Annotated in this window: 13 protein-coding genes; 5 read left to right on the top strand and 8 right to left on the bottom strand. The window is 69.9% G+C overall.

Annotation, left to right across the window (positions count from 1 at the left end; translation table 11 throughout):
- Positions 1-14 precede the first annotated feature (14 nt).
- Positions 15-500: a nucleotide exchange factor GrpE gene (locus VGX25_RS17400; RefSeq protein WP_326918854.1), complete on the top strand. Its 486-nt coding sequence runs from the start codon at positions 15-17 to the stop codon at positions 498-500.
- On the opposite strand, the gene VGX25_RS17395 is transcribed toward VGX25_RS17400, so the two are convergent.
- From VGX25_RS17395 to VGX25_RS17365, 7 genes are read right to left on the bottom strand one after another with little or no spacing between them, the layout of a single operon-like run.
- Positions 497-634, bottom strand: a complete 138-nt coding sequence (locus tag VGX25_RS17395) for a hypothetical protein (protein WP_326918853.1) — start codon at positions 632-634, stop codon at positions 497-499. The two genes, VGX25_RS17400 and VGX25_RS17395, sit on opposite strands and share 4 nt — an antisense overlap.
- Entirely contained in the window at positions 631-2265 is a 1635-nt protein-coding gene (locus tag VGX25_RS17390; RefSeq protein ID WP_326918852.1) for a TRAFAC clade GTPase domain-containing protein, read from the bottom strand. The genes VGX25_RS17395 and VGX25_RS17390 overlap by 4 nt, the downstream gene beginning before the upstream one ends.
- Complete coding sequence (locus VGX25_RS17385) at positions 2262-4526, bottom strand: GTPase-associated protein 1-related protein (RefSeq protein ID WP_326918851.1); 2265 nt, start codon at positions 4524-4526, stop codon at positions 2262-2264. Before VGX25_RS17385 ends, VGX25_RS17390 begins: the two co-directional genes overlap by 4 nt.
- The gene (locus VGX25_RS17380; protein WP_326918850.1) at positions 4523-5632 is read right to left on the bottom strand and encodes a TRAFAC clade GTPase domain-containing protein; all 1110 of its coding nucleotides are present in this window, start codon (positions 5630-5632) and stop codon (positions 4523-4525) included. The genes VGX25_RS17385 and VGX25_RS17380 overlap by 4 nt, the downstream gene beginning before the upstream one ends.
- Before the next feature lie 21 nt (positions 5633-5653).
- Entirely contained in the window at positions 5654-8218 is a 2565-nt protein-coding gene (locus VGX25_RS17375) for a hypothetical protein (RefSeq protein WP_326918849.1), read from the bottom strand.
- Positions 8215-9789, bottom strand: coding sequence for an Hsp70 family protein (locus VGX25_RS17370; RefSeq protein WP_326918848.1), 1575 nt, complete (start codon positions 9787-9789; stop codon positions 8215-8217). Before VGX25_RS17370 ends, VGX25_RS17375 begins: the two co-directional genes overlap by 4 nt.
- Positions 9786-10865 carry a vWA domain-containing protein gene (locus tag VGX25_RS17365; RefSeq protein WP_326918847.1) on the bottom strand — a complete coding sequence of 360 codons (1080 nt, stop codon included), beginning with the start codon at positions 10863-10865 and terminating at the stop codon, positions 9786-9788. Before VGX25_RS17365 ends, VGX25_RS17370 begins: the two co-directional genes overlap by 4 nt.
- Positions 10866-11280: 415 nt before the next feature.
- Here VGX25_RS17365 and VGX25_RS17360 point away from each other — a divergent pair, with 415 nt between their 5' ends.
- Positions 11281-11463 carry a DUF397 domain-containing protein gene (locus VGX25_RS17360; protein WP_326918846.1) on the top strand — a complete coding sequence of 61 codons (183 nt, stop codon included), beginning with the start codon at positions 11281-11283 and terminating at the stop codon, positions 11461-11463.
- A gap of 2 nt (positions 11464-11465) precedes the next feature.
- On the opposite strand, the gene VGX25_RS17355 is transcribed toward VGX25_RS17360, so the two are convergent.
- Positions 11466-12314, bottom strand: coding sequence for a helix-turn-helix transcriptional regulator (locus VGX25_RS17355; protein ID WP_326918845.1), 849 nt, complete (start codon positions 12312-12314; stop codon positions 11466-11468).
- 128 nt (positions 12315-12442) lie between these two features.
- On the opposite strand from VGX25_RS17355, the gene VGX25_RS17350 reads away from it, so the two are divergent.
- From VGX25_RS17350 to VGX25_RS17340, 3 genes are read left to right on the top strand one after another with little or no spacing between them, the layout of a single operon-like run.
- A complete protein-coding gene (locus VGX25_RS17350; protein ID WP_326918844.1) occupies positions 12443-14854 on the top strand; it encodes a vWA domain-containing protein in 2412 nt (803 codons plus the stop codon).
- A 14-nt stretch (positions 14855-14868) separates the two neighbouring features.
- On the top strand, positions 14869-15936 hold the full coding sequence (locus VGX25_RS17345; protein WP_326918843.1) for a DUF4407 domain-containing protein: 1068 nt from the start codon (positions 14869-14871) through the stop codon (positions 15934-15936).
- Between the two features lie 3 nt (positions 15937-15939).
- Positions 15940-17019 carry a hypothetical protein gene (locus VGX25_RS17340; RefSeq protein ID WP_326918842.1) on the top strand — a complete coding sequence of 360 codons (1080 nt, stop codon included), beginning with the start codon at positions 15940-15942 and terminating at the stop codon, positions 17017-17019.
- The last annotated feature ends 27 nt before the right edge of the window (positions 17020-17046 follow it).

Here is a 17046-nt window from a genome sequence, read left to right as displayed (position 1 = left end):
GCTATTTTACCCCTGTGGAGAACGAACCTGGCATCACTACACTCCTGGACGACATCAAGAAGGAGCTGACCGGCCTGCACGAGCAGAGCAGGTTTCTGAACGAGGTCGTTGACCGGCTGCACGCCGAGAACGAGCGGCTACGCCGGGCCGAGGCGCAGGGCGCCGTGCAGCCCGCGCTGCGCGAACTGATCAAGCTGGCGGACGACTGGCGAAGCCGGGCGGTCGCGGTCGCCGAGAATCCCGACCTGGCGCGGCTGTGCGGCGAGGTGGTCGAGGACGTGACGATGATCCTCGAACGGCAGGGCATCGAGCAGTTCCACGCCGAGCCGGGCGCGGAGTTCGACCGGCACCAACAGCGCGCGGTCGGCACGCAGCCGACCGACGACGAGGCGCTGGACGGGATCGTCGCACAGGCGCGCCGGCCCGGATACGTCAGCGACGGCCGGGTGGTGCGGTTCGCCGAGGTCGTGGTGTTCAAGTTCGCCGCGCCCGTGGGCTAGACGGTCACCGGCGCGGTGGCCGACAACGCGATCAGCCACAGCACGGCGGCCACCGTGAGCAGCATGGCGACCACGAGCAGGGCCATCGCGACCTTACGTCCGGTGACGACCGACTGGGGGATCTCGTCGCTCATAGCGAAGCCTTCCGGTTCAGCAGCCACAGCAGCGGCGCGGACGGGTCGTCGTTGGCCACCGCGCCGGTCGGCGACTCGCGCGTGACGACCTCGCGCGCATCCTGGTAGCTCACCACGAAGTAGGACACCGTGGTGAACTGATTGTCTATAGAGGACAGAAGGTCGCGCTGGCCGGCGGCGTCGAGCCAGGTCCGCACGGCCGCGTCCCGCGCTGACCGGCTCGCGTGCGGGTGGCCGGCGTACGGATGGGTGGCACCCGAGGGTTCCAACAGGGCGTCGGCCTTGGTCAGCACGACGGCGACCGGGATCTTCAGGCGTTCGTCGGCCCGCGACCGGTTATGCTCGCGGAGCGCCTCGACGAACCGCTCCAGCGAGTCCTTCGGCGGGGTGTTCGACGCGCTGACCCGGTTGAGCACCGCGCGGTCGGTCTCGGAGCGCACCTGGCGCAGCGAGAAGGGATCGACGATGAACACGATTCCCTTGGTGTGCTTGAGGAACTGCGACTCGGCGAGCTCGTCGGGGCTCTCCACGGCCTCGCCGGCGGGGTCGTAAAGGTACAGCAACCGGCGCTTCAGGCTGCCCTCGGCGCCCACATAGATGTTGTACGCCTTCGGTCTGGTGTTCACCGTTTTGACCGACCGGCGCGGATCGTCGGTGACCCCCAGCTTGAGGTTGCGCTCGAACTCGTCCCGGGCCCGCTCGTCGGCGAACTCGAACCCGTCGCCCAGCAACATCAAGCGGCTGACCGCGGTTTGCATGAACACGGACTTGCCCGCGGTAGGGCCGGCGATCACCGGAATGTGCACGGTCGGCGCCGTGAGCCCTCGGATCGGCAGCTGCGCCCGGCATTCCGAGCACTGCGCCGCGAGCTTGGCCTTGCCGTTCGCAAGTAGGGTGGGGAGCACGGCGTGGCAGCGGCAGGTGCGGTGCAGCACACCTGACAGCCCTGGTAGCAGCCGCCGGTGCTCGGCGCTGCAGTTCGGGCAGCGGTAGATCGGCTGGGTGGCGCGCACGGTGCAGCTGCCGCACTCGATCGTGATGCCCCGCACCCACAGCACGCCCCGCTCCAGCAACCGCGAGCCGCCCGCGACGGCGACCGCGCCGACCACCAGGAGCACCAGCAGCAGCGCGAAGACCGCTGACACGACGGCCACGAACCCGACGGCGGCGATGGCACCCAGCCATAGTCCGATGATCGCGAAGACGGCGCTGGTGTGGCTGACCGCCACCGGCAGCCTGGAGTACTTCGCCCACTGCCAGGTCCTGGCGACATAGGACGGCTGCACGGTTTCGGTGCTCTCGTCCCGCCGGCCCTCGATGATCCGCCCCCACAGCTGCCGGAACGTCGCGCGGAGCACGATGCGGTAGTCGAGCAGCACCGGGCCGGCGTAGTAGCTGCGGTAGGCCGGGTCCGGTCCGTCCGTCGATACCGCCGGGGGCGCCATGCGCAGGTGCGCGATCGGGCCGAGTGGGGCGAACCCGGCGATGGCGGCGCTGAGGAACTCCACGATCCCCACCACGGCGGCCACCGCCAGCCCGACCAGTCCCACGATGAGCAGCGCGGTGAACACGTAACTGGCGACGGCGATGAAGATCACCACGCCGATGATGAAGAGCACGAGGTAAATCACTGGCTTTTCCTTCGCAGTCCGAGCAGGCCGAGCAACCCGCGGCGTTCATGCCTGGACCGCCAGGACTTCCACCAGTCCCGCCAGCCCTTCGCGGCTGGTGCGTCGATCGCCAGCTTCTTCGCGGTAGGCACCAGCGCCGCGCCGATCGCGTCCAGGTGCTTGGCGCGGCGCCGGGCGATCGCCGCGGGCAGGGTCTCGTTGAGCAGCTGAGTGCGGACCCGGGTGTTGGCCAGGCTGGACCAGATCACGATGACCCCGGCCACCTTGGGCGGCGCGGCCTTGGCAAGCCGGTCCGTGGCGAGCTCGCGGTACCTGTTCAGGAACCGCTTGCTCCCGGTGCTCAGCGCCAGCGTGAGCAACTCGCGGTGCGGCTCGGGCTCGGCGCGCAACGTGAACTCCGCGATGCTGACCAGCATTCGGTCGCCGATCGCGCCCGGCAGCGTGTCGAGGAGCTCCAGGCCTTCCCGGACGGATCGGCCGGCGTCGCGTTTCGGGGTGGACTGGCGGAACTGGTCGATCAATCGCACCGCGGCGAGCACGGCCGCGTCCGCCGCCTCGATCTCGCCGACGATCGGTTGCTCGAGCAGCACGTCGACGAGCCGCACATCCTTTGCCGACACCTCATCCCGGTCGGCCTGCCGGATGAGTCGCTCGGTGATCCGGGCGAGTAGACCGGTGCCGGTGAGCACCTCGAGATGCAGCTTCCGGATGGCCTGGGTGGCCTCCTCGGCGGACGGCTGCTCGGGCCAGAGCACCTCCCCCAGATGCCACCACTCGACCGACTCGTCGCCCAGCGCCGCGGCCAGCACCGCAACGCGGTCGGCCTGGCCGTGGCGCGCGAGCACCAGGTCGGTGAGCCTGGCCGGATCGCGGGAGGAGGACTGCCGGATGAGCCGCGCGGCGCGTGGGGTGAGGGTGGTGGCGAGCCGGCGGAGCTCCGCGTCATCGGTGAGCCGCCGGTCGAGCACCCGCACCACGGCGTGGACCAGCTCCCGCTGCTCGCCGAGCCGATCGAGGACCGCCTCCGCACGCGGGTCGCTGAGTGCGGGCAGGACGGCGTGCTCCGCGACGGCATCGAGTTCGTCGCCGGCGAGGGCGGGCAGCCACAGCCGCTGCGGCGCGGCGAGCGCCGCGATGTAGTACGCGCCCAGCAGCTCGGGTGCGACGGGCTCGCGCCGCTGTCCGGCCGCCCGAAGGGTCTCCGACCACGCGGCCAGATCGGTCGGGCCGCCGGCGTCGGCGAGCAGATCGCCAATTCCCCGCCAACCGCCGGCGGCGAGCGCGCCGGGCAACCGGTCGACCGCCAGGCGCGCCGCGTCGAGCAGTAGCGGCTCCGGGGGGGTGGCGCCGAGCGACCCGGTGGTGCACTCGAGGAGCACCGCGAAGGCCTCGAGGTCGGCGCCGGCCAGTGGCGGCGCCGCCCGATCGGCGAGCTGGACCGCCGCGGGCACGCCGTCGCTTTCCCACAGCCGAGCCATGATCGCGCCATACCGGGTGGTTTCCGAGTCTGGCAGCCCGGAGTCGGTCAGGTCGACCACGGTGAAGTCGCCGTAGGTCGGCAGCCGCACGTCCGGGGTGGTGCAGCTGACGAGCACCGTCGTGTCCGCCGGGCGTGCGGTGTAGGTGACGAAGGAGACGTCGAGGCCCACCGCGCGGGGCAGCGACCGGCACAGCGCGGCGAGCCACAGCGCGGCACTGTGGTCGTCCGGCACGACGAGCACCAGCCGTCCGCGCCCGCCGCCGAGCACCCGCTGGGTGGCGCTGATCATCCGGGCCAACCGGTCGTAGCGGCCCGGTTCGCGTAGGAATCGCCGGATGCTCGTCGGATCCGTCGCGCCCCCGGGCGCCAGTGCGGTCACGGCCGGCAGGGCGGTGCCGTTGTGTCGCGTGTGGACCCACGTGGGGCTGCGCCACATGTCGATGGGCAGCACGCCGGAAAGCTCCGCGTCCGCGTCGTCGAGGAGCAGCGCGTGGGCGAAGTAGTTGCCCGTCCGGCCGGTGAAGTCGGACCCGATGTAGCGGCTCTGGAACAGGGTGGCGGCCGCGCCGGAGGGGACGTAGCCGAATGCCACCGGGAACGTGCCGAGGTCGGCATCGGCCAACCGCGCCATCAGGTCCGGCCCGACCTCGTAGGCGCTGGCCCGCACCGCGAGGTCCACCAGCGGCTTGGGTGCGCCGGGGGTCATGGCGCTGATCTGGAACCCCTGGATGCCCTCCAGCCCGTCCTCGCACGAGGTGTAGTGCAGCTGGTGCACGGTCATCGCTTTCCTTTCATCGTCTTGATCGCGCGGAACCTGGCGAGCAGCCAGAGCATCGGGTCCTCCAGCCGGTAGGGGTGCACACCCTCCGGAGCCAGGCGGTTGCCGTCGATCGGCGGAGCGCCCAGCGCGGACAGCCCGAAGTACCGGTACACCTCGAAGGTGTTGGCGATGCTGCGATCGAACGCCGGGTCGAACCACTGGTTCAGCCAGGCGCGGACCTCCTCGTGGACGTCCAGGCCGTCGCCGTCGTCGTAGCCGCCGACGTGCCGGGACGGCTGGCGTAGCGGCGACTCCGGGCCCAAGGTGTCGGGCAGAAGGTCGAGCTTGGTGAGCGCGACCGCGAGCGGGGTGGGCAGCCGCCGGTCGACCGGGGTGCTGCTGCGCTCGCGCAGCAGCTCGCCGAGCCGGTTCACGACATGCAGTTGGTCGGTGTAGCCGGACCTGCGGCCGTTGGTGCCGACCAGATCGCGAACCTTGGGCATCTGCAACGGATCCAGCAGCAGGATGATCCCCTCGGCCGCGTCCAGGTAGCTGATCAGCAGATCCATCTGCTGCGCGCGGGCGACGTCCTCGCCCGCGGTGTCGTAGAAGACGGTCACCACGGGGGCGACCCGGGTCGCGCCGAGCCGCCGGGAGCGCCGGAAGCGCAGGCTGAACATCAGCGGCTCGGGGGTGCTCACGCTGGCGGACCGGGTCTGCTGCAGCGGTCGGCCGTGCACGAACAGCGGAGTGTTGAAGTCCCGCTCGTACCGGACGCGGGACTCCTCACCCAGCAGGTCGAGCGACATCCCGGTGAACCGCTCGTTCACCTGGCCGCGCTGGAACTCGTGCACGAGCACGCCGACCCAGGTGCTCTTGCCCGAGTCCGCCGATCCGATCACCGCGATGTTGCGGCCGCCGCTGTCGACATACTCCCGCAACAGTTCCCGGCCGCAGTGCGGGCAGACCCGCCGGCTCTGCGGCAGCACGCCGTGCGGGCAGCGGCCGTCGCGCAGCTGCCGCTCGGGAAAGGCCTCGCCCTTGTGCGCGCAACGCTCGCCGCAGCGCATGTGCAACTCGCCCCGCTTGTGGGAGGTCCAGCAGTACGGGCATTTCGTTGTGGCCAATGGCTTTCCTCACCATGACTGTCAGGTCAGCACGAGCTGGTCGGGCCGGGCCGGGACGAGCACGAGGCGGTCGTCGGAGGAGAACGCGCGCAGGTACACCGGGCGGCCCAGGCGTGCCGGCACGGTGAACTCGACGCGCAGCGGCGCGGGGCCGGCATCGGTGCGCAGCAGCTGCTCGCCATCGTCCGGGTGCAGCGGCCGGACGCCGGTCTTCGCGATCAGCACGACCGCCGGCAGCTCTCGTCCCGCCTCGCCGGCCACGACCAGGACTCGGCGATTTCTCGGCCGCGGCCACCGGTGCCGCTCGACGGTGTAGTTGACGGTCGCCGTGGTGGACTCCCGCATCAGGACCAGCGGTCCGAAGCTCAGCTCGCCGCCGTCGGTCAGCGCCGTGCACACCCCGAACCAGTGATCGCCCGGCGGCACCGGCAGCGAGACGCCCCGGCTCTCGTAGGTCACCCGGGTCACGTCCTCGACCGAGGCTTCCGGGTCGGTGGGCCCGGCCGGCCTGGCGCCGGTCCGCCACACCACCCGGGCCGCCGTCGCGCCGGCCGGCCACTGCCAGGTGAGCCGTACCGTGCCACCCAACCGGCGCAACCGCAGCGCGCGCACCGATCCGTGCCGCACGTCGAGCAGGCAGGGCGTGCCGATCGCGGCGAGCTCGCCGAGCACCGTCACCGGAAGCAGGATCTGCCGCTTTCCCGGTATGCCAAGCCGTCCGCGCAACAGTCCGCGGCCGCCGGGCCCGGTGGCACGCACGGCGCCGCCGTAATTGCGGGCCGTCGCAACGGAAACCACGCCCTGGTCGGGTGGATCCATGCCCGGCCGCAGCTCGAGCACCTCCACCTCGCCGCGAGGTGGCGGCGTCCAGCGGGCGACCACCTCGTCCGCGTCGAGCTCGGCGACCAGATCCGTCACCGCGGCCGGGATCTCCTGGCAGCTGGCGGTCGCGTGCCGGCCGTCGCTGCGCGCCAGGGTGCCGCCGGTCAGTCGGTAGTTCGCCCGGACCACGTACGTATAGGACCGTCCCGGTTGGACGTTCCGGTCGGCGAACCCGGTCGACCCCGTGTCCCGCAGCGGGCTGCCGTCCCGGGTGACGTCGGCGCCGGTGGCGCCGGCCGGCAACCGCCAGCGGCCGGTGATCGCGTTCGGCTCGCCGCGCAGCTCCAGCTCGAGCACCTCGCGCAGCACGGTGACCGCCGCCGTCCGGGCCGGCCGGGCGGACGGGGTGCCGTCCCGCAAGGTGTGCACCGCGTAGGTCAGCGGGGTTCCGCCGGGCGGGTCCTCGTCGACGACCTCGCAGTCGCGAGTTTCCGCGGACACCACCGTGCCGTCCCTGGTGACCCGGTAGCCGATGCGTCCGGCCGTGGCGGGGCTCGGCCGCCAGGACACCACGACCCGGCCGTCTCGCACGACGGCCGTGGCCGAGCGGGGCTCGGCCGGGCGGCACCGCTCGATCGCCGCGTCGACCTCCGGGTCGGCCAGCCGCTCGCGGATGCGGTGATAGCCCGCGACCGCGGCCTCCACGTCGGTGCGTTCCAGCGCCCGGCAGCGGGCCAGCTCATCGTCCAATGTGGACAACTGGGCGGTGAGCGCGGCCCGCTGCGCCTGCCACTCGTCACTCAGCCCGGGCTGCGCCTCCAGCACGGTCAGCGCGTGCCGCAGCCGCAGCTCGCGGATCGCCGCCCGGTAGTCGTCGTGCCACCCCGGTTCCCGGTCGGCGTCGGCGATCCGGTGCCGGCACCACACGGCGTAGGTGAGTGCCGGGGGGTCGGTGGGCAGGCCGAGCCGGGGCAGCCGGTCGACGATGGTGGCCGCGACGCGGGCCACCTCGGCGTAGCCGTAGTGCACCATGTCGGCCAGCGTGGCCAGCACCTCGTGGCGCAACACGGCGACCATCTCGCCCGCGGTGATCCACTGCTCGACCAGCTTCAGAATCGTCGTCTCGGCGTTGCTGGCCGCGTCCCGGGAGACCCGCAGCCGCTCGCGGCGATCCTTGATGTGCGCCGGAGTGGTCCGCAACCCGGCCAGCACCGAGTCGAGGTACTCCCACAGGGAGTCGTGCCGCAGCTGGACGAGCAGGCCGCGCAGTTCGGTCCACCGACCCGGTTCGGGGGTGTCCGGCAGCGCAACGGGATCAAGCTCCCGCGCGCCGATCTCGGCCAGCGCGGCGCGGATCGTCGTCCGGGTGAACGCGCCTTTCGAACTCTGAGCCAGCGCGCAGACTTCCGCGGCCGGCAACCCGGGCGCGCCATGCAGGCGTTGCCGCAGGCTTCCGCCGAGCTTGCGGGTCCGCTCCTTGACCCGCGTGCGGTGCTCGTTCCGCCGCGCCGGGTCGGTGAGGATCGCGGTCGCCTCCTCATGCTGCGCGCGCAGTAGATCGCAGGCCCGCCGGAGGTGGCGGTACTTCTGGTTGTTGAGCTCGCGGCCGATCCGGTCCAGGGCGGCCCGCACCGTGGCGGCGTCGGTCACGTCGGGCGCCAGCAGGTACACCCGGAACAGGTCCTCCGCGGGGCGCCAGCCCTGCTGCACCGGGTTCAGCACCTCCTCGGCGAACCGGTCGGCGTCGAACTGCCAGTCGCTCACCGCTGGATGCGCGGCAGCGGCGCCCGCTTCACATCCTCCGGCACCAAACCGCTGATCTTCGCCTGTAGCGTCAGCTCCTTGCCGTTGCTCGCCACCGCCTTGATCCGGAGGATGCCATCGGCCTCGAGGTTGAACGACACCTCGAATGGCTGGCCGGCCGGCTGTTTCGGCAGGCCGACCAGCTCACCCTCGACGAGCTTGAGGTTGTCCTCGAGCTCCTTGCTGAGCACGTCGGTCTTGGATTCGTAGGCGGAGATCTCGACGGCGTACTGATCGTCGTGCACGGTTCGGTAGGTTCCGTGCGGGGAAGCGGGAATCTCGTCGTTGGGCCGGATCAGCCAGGACACCACCAGATCGCTGTCGTCGGGCCGCCGCGGGTCGCGGACGACGGCGACCCCGTAGCCCTTGGACGTCACGTTCACGATCTTGGGGAGCTCTGTTCTGCCGGGCACGCCGGGCAGTACCGACGTCTCGCCGTCGGTCTCCGACACGCTGCTCGCCGCGAACAGCGCGGCGCCCTTGGCCACGATCTGGTCCGGGTCGGCGAGCTGGGGTGTCGGCAGGTCGGGGAACTCCTCCACGAGCCGCTGCTTGATGGCGGGCGAGTGCGACATGCCACCGACCAGCAGCAGCTCGTCGATCCTGGTGACGCCCTTCTCCTTGGCGTGGCCGAGAACATCCCGGGTGAAGTCGAGGGTGCGGCCGATCAGGTCGGCGGTGGCCTCCTCGAACTCCTTGCGGGCGATCTCGATCTTGGCTCGCTGGCCGTTCGCGACGATCGTGTCGCTGTAGGTGTCGCGGCGGCTGAGCGCCTTCTTGGCCTGCTCGGCCAGCAGCTCGATGCTGCCCGCGGCGTCGAGGTCGAGCCGGGGATCGATGCCCGGGTGCTGCTCGGCGAACTTCTCGCAGATGAGGTCGACGAGCCGGGTGTCCCAGTCGGCGCCGCCGAGCCGGTGGTCACCACCCGTCGCGACGACGCGGATCTCGGCCGGCGAGACGGTGATGATCGTGACGTCGAACGTGCCGCCGCCGAGGTCGTATACCAGGACGTTGCGCTCGTCACCGGCGGACATGAGCCCGTAGGCGATCGCCGCGGCGGTCGGCTCGTTGATGATGTTGAGGACGTTCAGGTTCGCCATCTCGCCGGCGTCGCGAGTCGCCTGGCGCTCGGCGGCGCCGAAGTACGCGGGCACCGTGATGACCACGTCGGCAAGCGGACCGGCGGCGGGCGCCTCGACGCCGAGCACTCCGAGGGCGTCCTCGACGACCTGCTTCAGGATGAGGGCGGACACCTCCTGCGGGTACCGCTGCCGGTCGTCGATCTCGACGGTGTACCCGTCCTCGCCCATGTGCCGCTTGATCAGCGCGACGACGCGCTCGGGTTCGTTCTTCAGCTCGTTCTTGGCGAACTTGCCGACCGTCACGCTCCCGGTGGGCTCGAAGAACACCACGGACGGGGTGGTCAGGTCACCCTCCTGGTTGGGCAGCACCGTCACCCGGCGGTTCTCGTCGAGCGCCGCGACGCAGGAGTAGGTGGTTCCCAGATCGATGCCGAGGACGGGCCGGGTCATAAACTGTCCTTTGTGGTCGGTGGATGGGGGTGGTTGGCACGCAGTTGCCTGGCAAGGTGGCTATGGTCGATGGTCGGATGGCCGGTGGCCGAGCGGCCGGACGTGGGAGGCGCCGGCCGCCGGCCGGGTGCGGCGCGCCTGCGGTGCACCGCGATGGCCGCCAGCCCGAGCAACAACAATCCGGCGAGCGTGCCCAGGATGACCTGGAGCCAGGGGAATTCCGGTGGCTCCGGCTGGGGTAGCTGCGCGATGGTCACCCCGCACGAGCTCGCCACGATCCCGTACAACTGGCGGAGCAACCCGGCGGTGTCGGTGACGTAGTAGTCCTCGCCGCGGGTGGAACCCGTGATGCTGACCAGGTTCTGCTCGCCATCCTGCTGTAGGTCGATTCCGACGGCCGCGAGGCGCGTGCCGCCGCCCTTCAGCCGGTTCGCCGCCGTGACCGCCGCGGCAACGGCTTCCGGGCCTTGTCGAACGGGGTTGCCGTACACGTTGGGAAGGCCGTCGGTAACCAGGATGACGACATCGAGGTGCGGTTCCCCGGCCGCGGTGAGCGCGGCTTCCCAGTTGGTCGCGCTGTCGTCGCCGTCGTGTGCTGTGAGCTCGTCGATCTGGTCCTTCAGCCGGTGCCGAGCGTCCTCGTCCGACACGTCGACGGCCGACCCGATAACCTCGGCCGCTGTGCCGAAACCGATGATCGTCACTTCGGATGGCTTGTCGCGCAACGAGTCCACGATGTTGCGGGCGGCTTCGCGGACGTCGGAGAACCGGGCGTTCATAGAGCTCGACTGGTCCACGATCAGCCCGAGCCGAAGGGGGCACCGCGACGGCCATGGTGGATTGGGAACGTTCGGCTGCGCCGCGGCCGGCGCCGGGTCACAGAGGACGATGAGCACGGCGAACACGACGATGATGAGGCGTGGCACGCGATAACATCGAGTGCCAGCATCGATGATCAACAGTTCGGGGGGAATGCCGACACTCCTACCGTTCACCGATATGGCAGGGTGGCAGTGTAGTAGATCGCCGATGCGGGCTAGATGCGAAACAGCATCAACTGTCCTTAAAGTGTCCATTGTTGCCACTGCCTGCGGAAACGGGCAAGAATTAGTCGCGACGGCACCTTCCACATGCGGCACGAGTCTGCGGTCCGGCCGGCACGCCGAGCCCGAGCGGACCCGGTCACGCAACCCCGCCGCCGCACCTGCCGATCACTTGCCGCCCGGGAGCCGGCGACGCGAACCCTGTGGACGGCGTGATCAATCCTCGGGATCAATCTGCGCCGTGACGCGGGCGGCGATCACACGTTCAGGTTCCCCAGTGTTGGTACGCGCAATTAGGTTAGTGCGAGCCTGAACTCCGATATGTGCGTGTCCTGCACCAGTCCGCCATGGGTCCAGTAAGTGTCAACTTGGCGGAAAAGTGTCCACAATTATTCCGATCATTTCTGGCATCCTTGGAGCCGAGCCTGGAGAAGTAGGAGGGCCGGCAGTGGATCGCATCTGGCGCAAGAGCAGCTACAGCAGCGGCGTGAACTCGATGTGTGCCGAGGTAGCCCCGGATGATGCGGCCGGTTTCGTTGTCCGGGACTCGAAGGCGCCCGGCGAGACCCTGCGCCTCGGGGCCGAGCAGTGGCGGCTGCTCCTCGCCGCCTTGCGTGCGGGACGGCTCTAGCTTCAGCCACGCCTTCGCCGCCTGCGAAAGGATCTGGCGTGCCGGGCAATGAGGGCACGAGTTTCCTCCGGATCAAGGGACTTGGCCGTCAGTTCGGAAAAGGCGCGTGAATATACGTCGATATCGCCCGGATGTTCTCGGTAGAGGCTGCTGGTGAGCTGCTCGATGTGCACGATCGACGGATCGTCGCTGTTAGTGAAACTGAAGATGGTGAACGATGCTCCCGCAGCGGCGAACTCGCCGGTGGTGAGCGGAAGCACCCGGATGGTCACGCTCGGCAGCGCGCTCATCTCGACGAGGTGGTCCAGCTGGCGCGCCATCACGTCCGGCCCGCCGAACAATGCGACCAGCGCCGCCTCGTGCAGTACGAACGTGACGGTCGGCGCGGACGGTTTGGTCAGGATCTGGCGCCGGCGCTGGCGAAGCTCGATCCGCCGTTCGACGGTCTCCCGGTCTTTCGTGGCGGTGCCGATCAGCGCGCGCAGGTACTCGTCCGTCTGCACCAGACCAGGCACGAGGAGCCCACTGTATTCGTCGATTCTGGACGCACCGTCCTCGAGCCCGAGGAACCGGATGGACTCCGGCGGGAGGACCCCGGCGTACCGGTGCCACCAGGCGCGGCGGTGGGAATGCCGGACCAGATCCAGCAGCATGTCGCGTTGCTTGCCGTGTACCTCATAGATGTCGAGCAGCTCCCGCACGTCGGCGAGCCGAGCACCGACCGAGCCCGTTTCGATCCGGCTGATCTTGCCGGGCGAGCACTCCAGGATGTCGGCGACCTCCCGAATTGTTCGGTTCCGTTCGGACCTCAGCCGGCGCAGCTCGCTCGCCAACCGGCGGCGCTCGACCACCGGACTCGTGCTGTCACTCAATCGAGACCACCTCTCCGGTATCACAGCGCGGCAGACGGTCGACTCTGTCGACAGACGGTAGCGCAGCCCCGTGTCAGTCCCTCATCGATCGAGCGTACGCTCCGGTCGTGCCGTCGCGGAGTGCAATTGAGGAGGGCAAGTTGCAGTTGATCAAACGATTGCGGCTCGTCGGGTTGGTCGCCCTCGTGGTGTTCGTGGTCGCTCCCCACCCGACGGTGGGCGCGGCCGCCAAGAACCAACCGCCCACTCTGCCGTCGCTACAGGTCGTCGTGCTGGTCGACGAGTCTGGCAGCATCAGCGAAGCCGATGTGGCCGCGGAGAAGGAGGCCGCTCGGACGATCGCGGCTAGTGCGCTCGCCCCGGGCTCGGTGGTGTCGGTGGCCGGCTTCGGAAGCTCCGACGGGCCGGGACAGAGCGCGGTACACGTGGTCTGCCCGCCGACCCGATTCGATGCCACCCAGCAGCGCGACTCACTCGCGAAGTGCGTGGGCGAGCTGCACCGGCGTACCCCGCAAGAGGGCGACGGTACCGACCACGTGGCGGCATTGCAGCAGGCACTGGCGTTTCTCGGTGCCGGGGGACCGGAGAAGAAGATCGTTTTCCTGCTCACCGACGGCAAGCTGGACGTCGCCAAGAGCCCGCAGTGGGGCGACACGCCCGAGCGGCGCAACGGGGCGGCGGCGGTGCGGCTCCAGGAGGTGCTGGGCGAGCTGGATCAGGCCGGCGCCCAGGTGTGGCCGCTCGGCTTCGGTTCGGTCGACCAGGCCGCGCTGCGCGGCTTCGCGCGGGGCAAGAGCTGCGCACCGTCCGCCCCCGACCCAAGCGACCGGATCATTCCCAGCTCCACGGAACTGAAGGTGGCGGTCGCCGATGCCTTCAGCTCGGCCAGCTGCGTCAAGTACGGCCCGCTTGTGACCGGCAATGTTCCCACCGGCGGATCGACCGAGCTCACCGTCGACATTCCCGTCATCGCAAGCGATGCGTCCATACTGGTCTACAAGCGCGACCCCCGGGTCCAGGTCGAGTACCGTGCGCCCGGCACGGACAAGCCGGCGCCGGCCGCCGGCGGTTCGCATTTCGAGTTCGCCGGCCAGACCACCGAGACGGAGTCGCTGCGCATCACGGATCCGGAGCCGGGCCAGTGGACCATTCGCCTGTCCTCTGCGGACGTGCCCGCCCAGGACGTGGCCGCCACCGTGGTCTTCCAGGCGGCGGTCAAGGCGAACCTGAGCGTCAGCCCGCCGCAGCCGGCGGCCGGCCAATCGGTCAGCGTGGATATGCAGGTGTGGGCGCGCGGCAAGGCAATCACCGATCCCCAGACGCTGCAGGGACTTTCGTTCGTCACGACGCTGACGGGTAGCTCCGGGTTCCCCGCCCAACAGGTCACGCTCGCCGATCCCGATCGCGACGGGACGTTTGCCGGTAACCTCACGATTCCCGACGGCGCAACCGGCGACCTCACGTTTACCGGTCAGGTCACGGGAATCGGCATCGGCGGCGACACTCGGGTGTACTCGACCAGGGTCCAAGGCCGTGCGGCGGCGATCCAAGCGCAGGTTCTGTTCGACACCAACCGCGCCACGGTGACGCCAGGCGGAACCATCACCGGCACCGTATCGGTCACCAACAACTCCGGGCAGCCGGCGAATCTTCGGCTACAGATCGCCGATCCGTCGCCCGGTACGACCCTGACCGTGGAGCCGGCGCTCGTGCCGGCGGCCCCCGGCGTCACCACGACCCCGTTCACGCTGCGGTTCGGCGCCGACACCGCGCTCGGCCCGAACGCGGCCACGCTGCGTCTCGTCGACGACGCGAGCCCGCCGGCCGTGATCGCCGAGCGGCTGCTCGCCACCGAGGTCGCCCCCGAGCCGGGGATCCTCGAGAAGCTCTGGTGGATCTGGCTGGGGCTCGGAGTCCTGCTGACCGGCGCGCTGCTGTTCGGTGTGGCGAAGCTGCGGTCCCGCAACGAGGCCGGCAAGGTGCGCGGGTTGCGCGTACAGCTCGCACAGAACGACTTCATGATCTCGGAGCTGGAACCGCGCAACCCCAACGGAAAGGCCTTCGCGTTCGTCGTGCACGACGACTTCACCGGGCTGCAGCTGCAGCACGCCGGCCCGGCCGAGACCAACGTGTACCAGGTGCGCCGCGCCGGCCCGCAGATCAGCCTCGCGCCGCCCGGACAGCAGCCGGTCCTCCTCACCGCCGGCAAGCACCACGAGATCGGCCGGGACGGTCTCACCCTCGCCGTCCTGGACGAGCGCGGGACCACCGGCGCCGCGGTGGCCGCCGGCCCGGTTGCCGAGGTGTCGTTCGACCCGTTCAACGGCCTGCCGGCCAACGGATCCTCGCCCGCGCCCACCCCGAGCGCAAGCTGGGACCCGTTCGAGAGCTCCCCGACCCCGCAAACCCCCACCCCGGTCACCACCACCGACCCGTTCGGCGGTGATCCGTTCGGCAGCGACTCGTCCGCCGTCCCACCCAGCAAGGATTTCGATCCCAACAACCCGTTCGGCGGATAAGGAGCACGCGGCTCATGGCTGGCAACGGCCGGGAATCCGAGCCCAACGAGATTCGGCTACGGCGCCTGTTCTGGCGGGCCGTCGCGTTCAGCATTGCCGTACCGCTTGCACTGCTGTTCCCGGTCGCCTCGGCATTCAATCAGCCGCCGGTCATCGCGCTCCTGGCGCTTGGGGTGATCGTGCCCACGCTCCTGCTCGTCAACTACCTGACGGTCAGGGCGATGCACCGGCGCCAGGCGCCGCCGACAACGCCGTGGCCGCGTGTCGCGCTCACCGTGATCGTGGCGGCATTCCTGTGCTTCGCCGCCGTGCTGTGGATTTACCACGACGCGATTGCGGCCGCGCGGGTCCCGACCGAACGGGACACGTGGACCGTGGAAACGCAAGCCCTCCAGGCGGAGCGGGCGGCAAAGCACGACATCACGACGCGCCAGGCACCGTCCGTGGAGAATGACCCCGACGTGATCGACCTCAAGGAGCAGCTGCGCGCGGCGGAAGAGGAGCTGGTCAACGCGGAGCAGGAGCGGCTCGGCGAGCTGGACGGCACCCGCGGGACGGGCACGCCGGGGAGGGGTGACGCGTACAACGAGAAAGAACGCTACCGGGACGAGGTCCGCCAGAGGGTGGCCGACCTCTCCGCGAAGCTGGAAGCGGCCAAGGCCGAGGCGAAGGCTCGGATCGAGCAACTCGCCGGTGAGCAGCAGGCGGCCCGCCAGCGCATCGCCGAGATAGACAAGCGGCTCGAGACGCTTGGCCCGACTCGACCCCCTGAGCCGGATCTGTTTGATGCGTGGTGGAGCGTCGTCCAGCAGCGGCCGTACCAGACCCTGGGCGTCGCGGCCGGGTCGGGAGTCGGCTACCTGGCCGTCGACTGGCTGGCGATGCTCGTGGTCGTTCGGCGCGTCTGCCGCCCGCATGGCTGGCTCGACGAACCGGTCACTGAGGCGCTCAACCGCCACCGGGCGCGAGACGACCGGAGGATACGCGGCGCCAAGCGTCCGAGAGAGCTCCCGGCACACATGCAGCGGCGGTACTTCCCGCACATATGGAGGAAGCACCGGCCTCGGAAGGCCGAGGAGTAGCCGATGGACGTCGACGGGAAGAAGGTGGGCGAGCGGAGTCCGAGCTCGGTCGCGGACCGCAGCTGGTCTGACCGGCTCGAGGTGGCGCAACGGGCGATCGGGGCTCTCGACAAGACGATCCGAAACAACTGGCGCAGGTCACGCGACCGGCATGTGCAGGCTGCCTGCAAGGACGCGAGGCTGGTCATGGAGTTCGTCGTCAGCTCCGCGGAGATCGACGGCGCCATCAGCGCGGCCGTGCGCCAGGACGAGGCCTTCGTCGATGCGTTCGAGAAGATCGGTCCGGCGGCCCAGTCCTGCGTCGTCCGCCTGCTCGCCATCGGCGACGAGGGCGCTGACGACAAGCTGATCAAGGAACTGGCCGGCAGCGCCAACGACCTGCGGCAGCGACTCGACGAGGCCGTCACGGCGTACATCGCCGCGGTCAGCAGGAAAAAGGCCGGGGACAACCATGACCTCGCGGCTGAGTATGACAACGCTCTGGATGCCGCCGAGCACATTCAGAATCGAATTCGGAGCCGGCGGCTCGTCCACGAAGGTCCGGAGGAGACACCGCGCGTCCGCGACCGGAGCCGAGAGGCCAACGGCAATGCCGCGGCCAACCGGCTCAGCCAGCACTACTCGTCGTACGCCGAGCAGGAGACGACGAGAGCGGACCGGCTGCGGGTGATTGCCGGCGGGCTACTGGCCGTCATCGCCGGTGGCGTCGTCGGGCTCAACGCCCTGCTGGGCGATGTGTCGATCGGCACGGAGCTGGTCCGGCTGTCCGCGGTCATCCCGATCGCGGCACTCGCCGGTTATCTGATGCGCGAGTCGTCGCGACACCGTTCGTCGGCAAGGTGGGCGAGCGAGCTGGCAATCGCGCTGCGCACGTTGCCCGGCTACACACGACCACTCGACAACGCGACCGCGGTCGAGCTGCGCCGCGTGCTCGGTATGCGGGTTTTCGGCCCGGCGGGCGATCGGTCCGTGACGTCCGAAGGAGAGGGACTTTATGACGACCTGGCCAAGGCGCCGTACACGTTGGAAGAAATTGGGCGCAAAGTCCTCGAGATCGTCGAAAAGCGGAAGAAGAGCGAATGAGGCCGAATACCCGTCCCGTCGGACCCC

This window comes from Actinophytocola sp., assembly GCF_035942955.1.
In the GTDB taxonomy this organism is placed as follows: Bacteria; Actinomycetota; Actinomycetes; order Mycobacteriales; family Pseudonocardiaceae; genus DASYTH01.
Note: the sequence above shows the minus strand (reverse complement) of the source record. Positions and strands in the feature narration are given on the sequence as shown.

Coding starts and splice junctions, on each gene's coding strand:
- VGX25_RS17385 (WP_326918851.1), bottom strand. CDS start 4,526: ATGACCGTGCACCAGCTGCACTACACCTCGTGCGAGGACGGGCTGGAG.
- VGX25_RS17365 (WP_326918847.1), bottom strand. CDS start 10,865: ATGGACACTTTAAGGACAGTTGATGCTGTTTCGCATCTAGCCCGCATC.
- VGX25_RS17345 (WP_326918843.1), top strand. CDS start 14,869: ATGGCTGGCAACGGCCGGGAATCCGAGCCCAACGAGATTCGGCTACGG.
- VGX25_RS17370 (WP_326918848.1), bottom strand. CDS start 9,789: ATGACCCGGCCCGTCCTCGGCATCGATCTGGGAACCACCTACTCCTGC.
- VGX25_RS17395 (WP_326918853.1), bottom strand. CDS start 634: ATGAGCGACGAGATCCCCCAGTCGGTCGTCACCGGACGTAAGGTCGCG.
- VGX25_RS17340 (WP_326918842.1), top strand. CDS start 15,940: ATGGACGTCGACGGGAAGAAGGTGGGCGAGCGGAGTCCGAGCTCGGTC.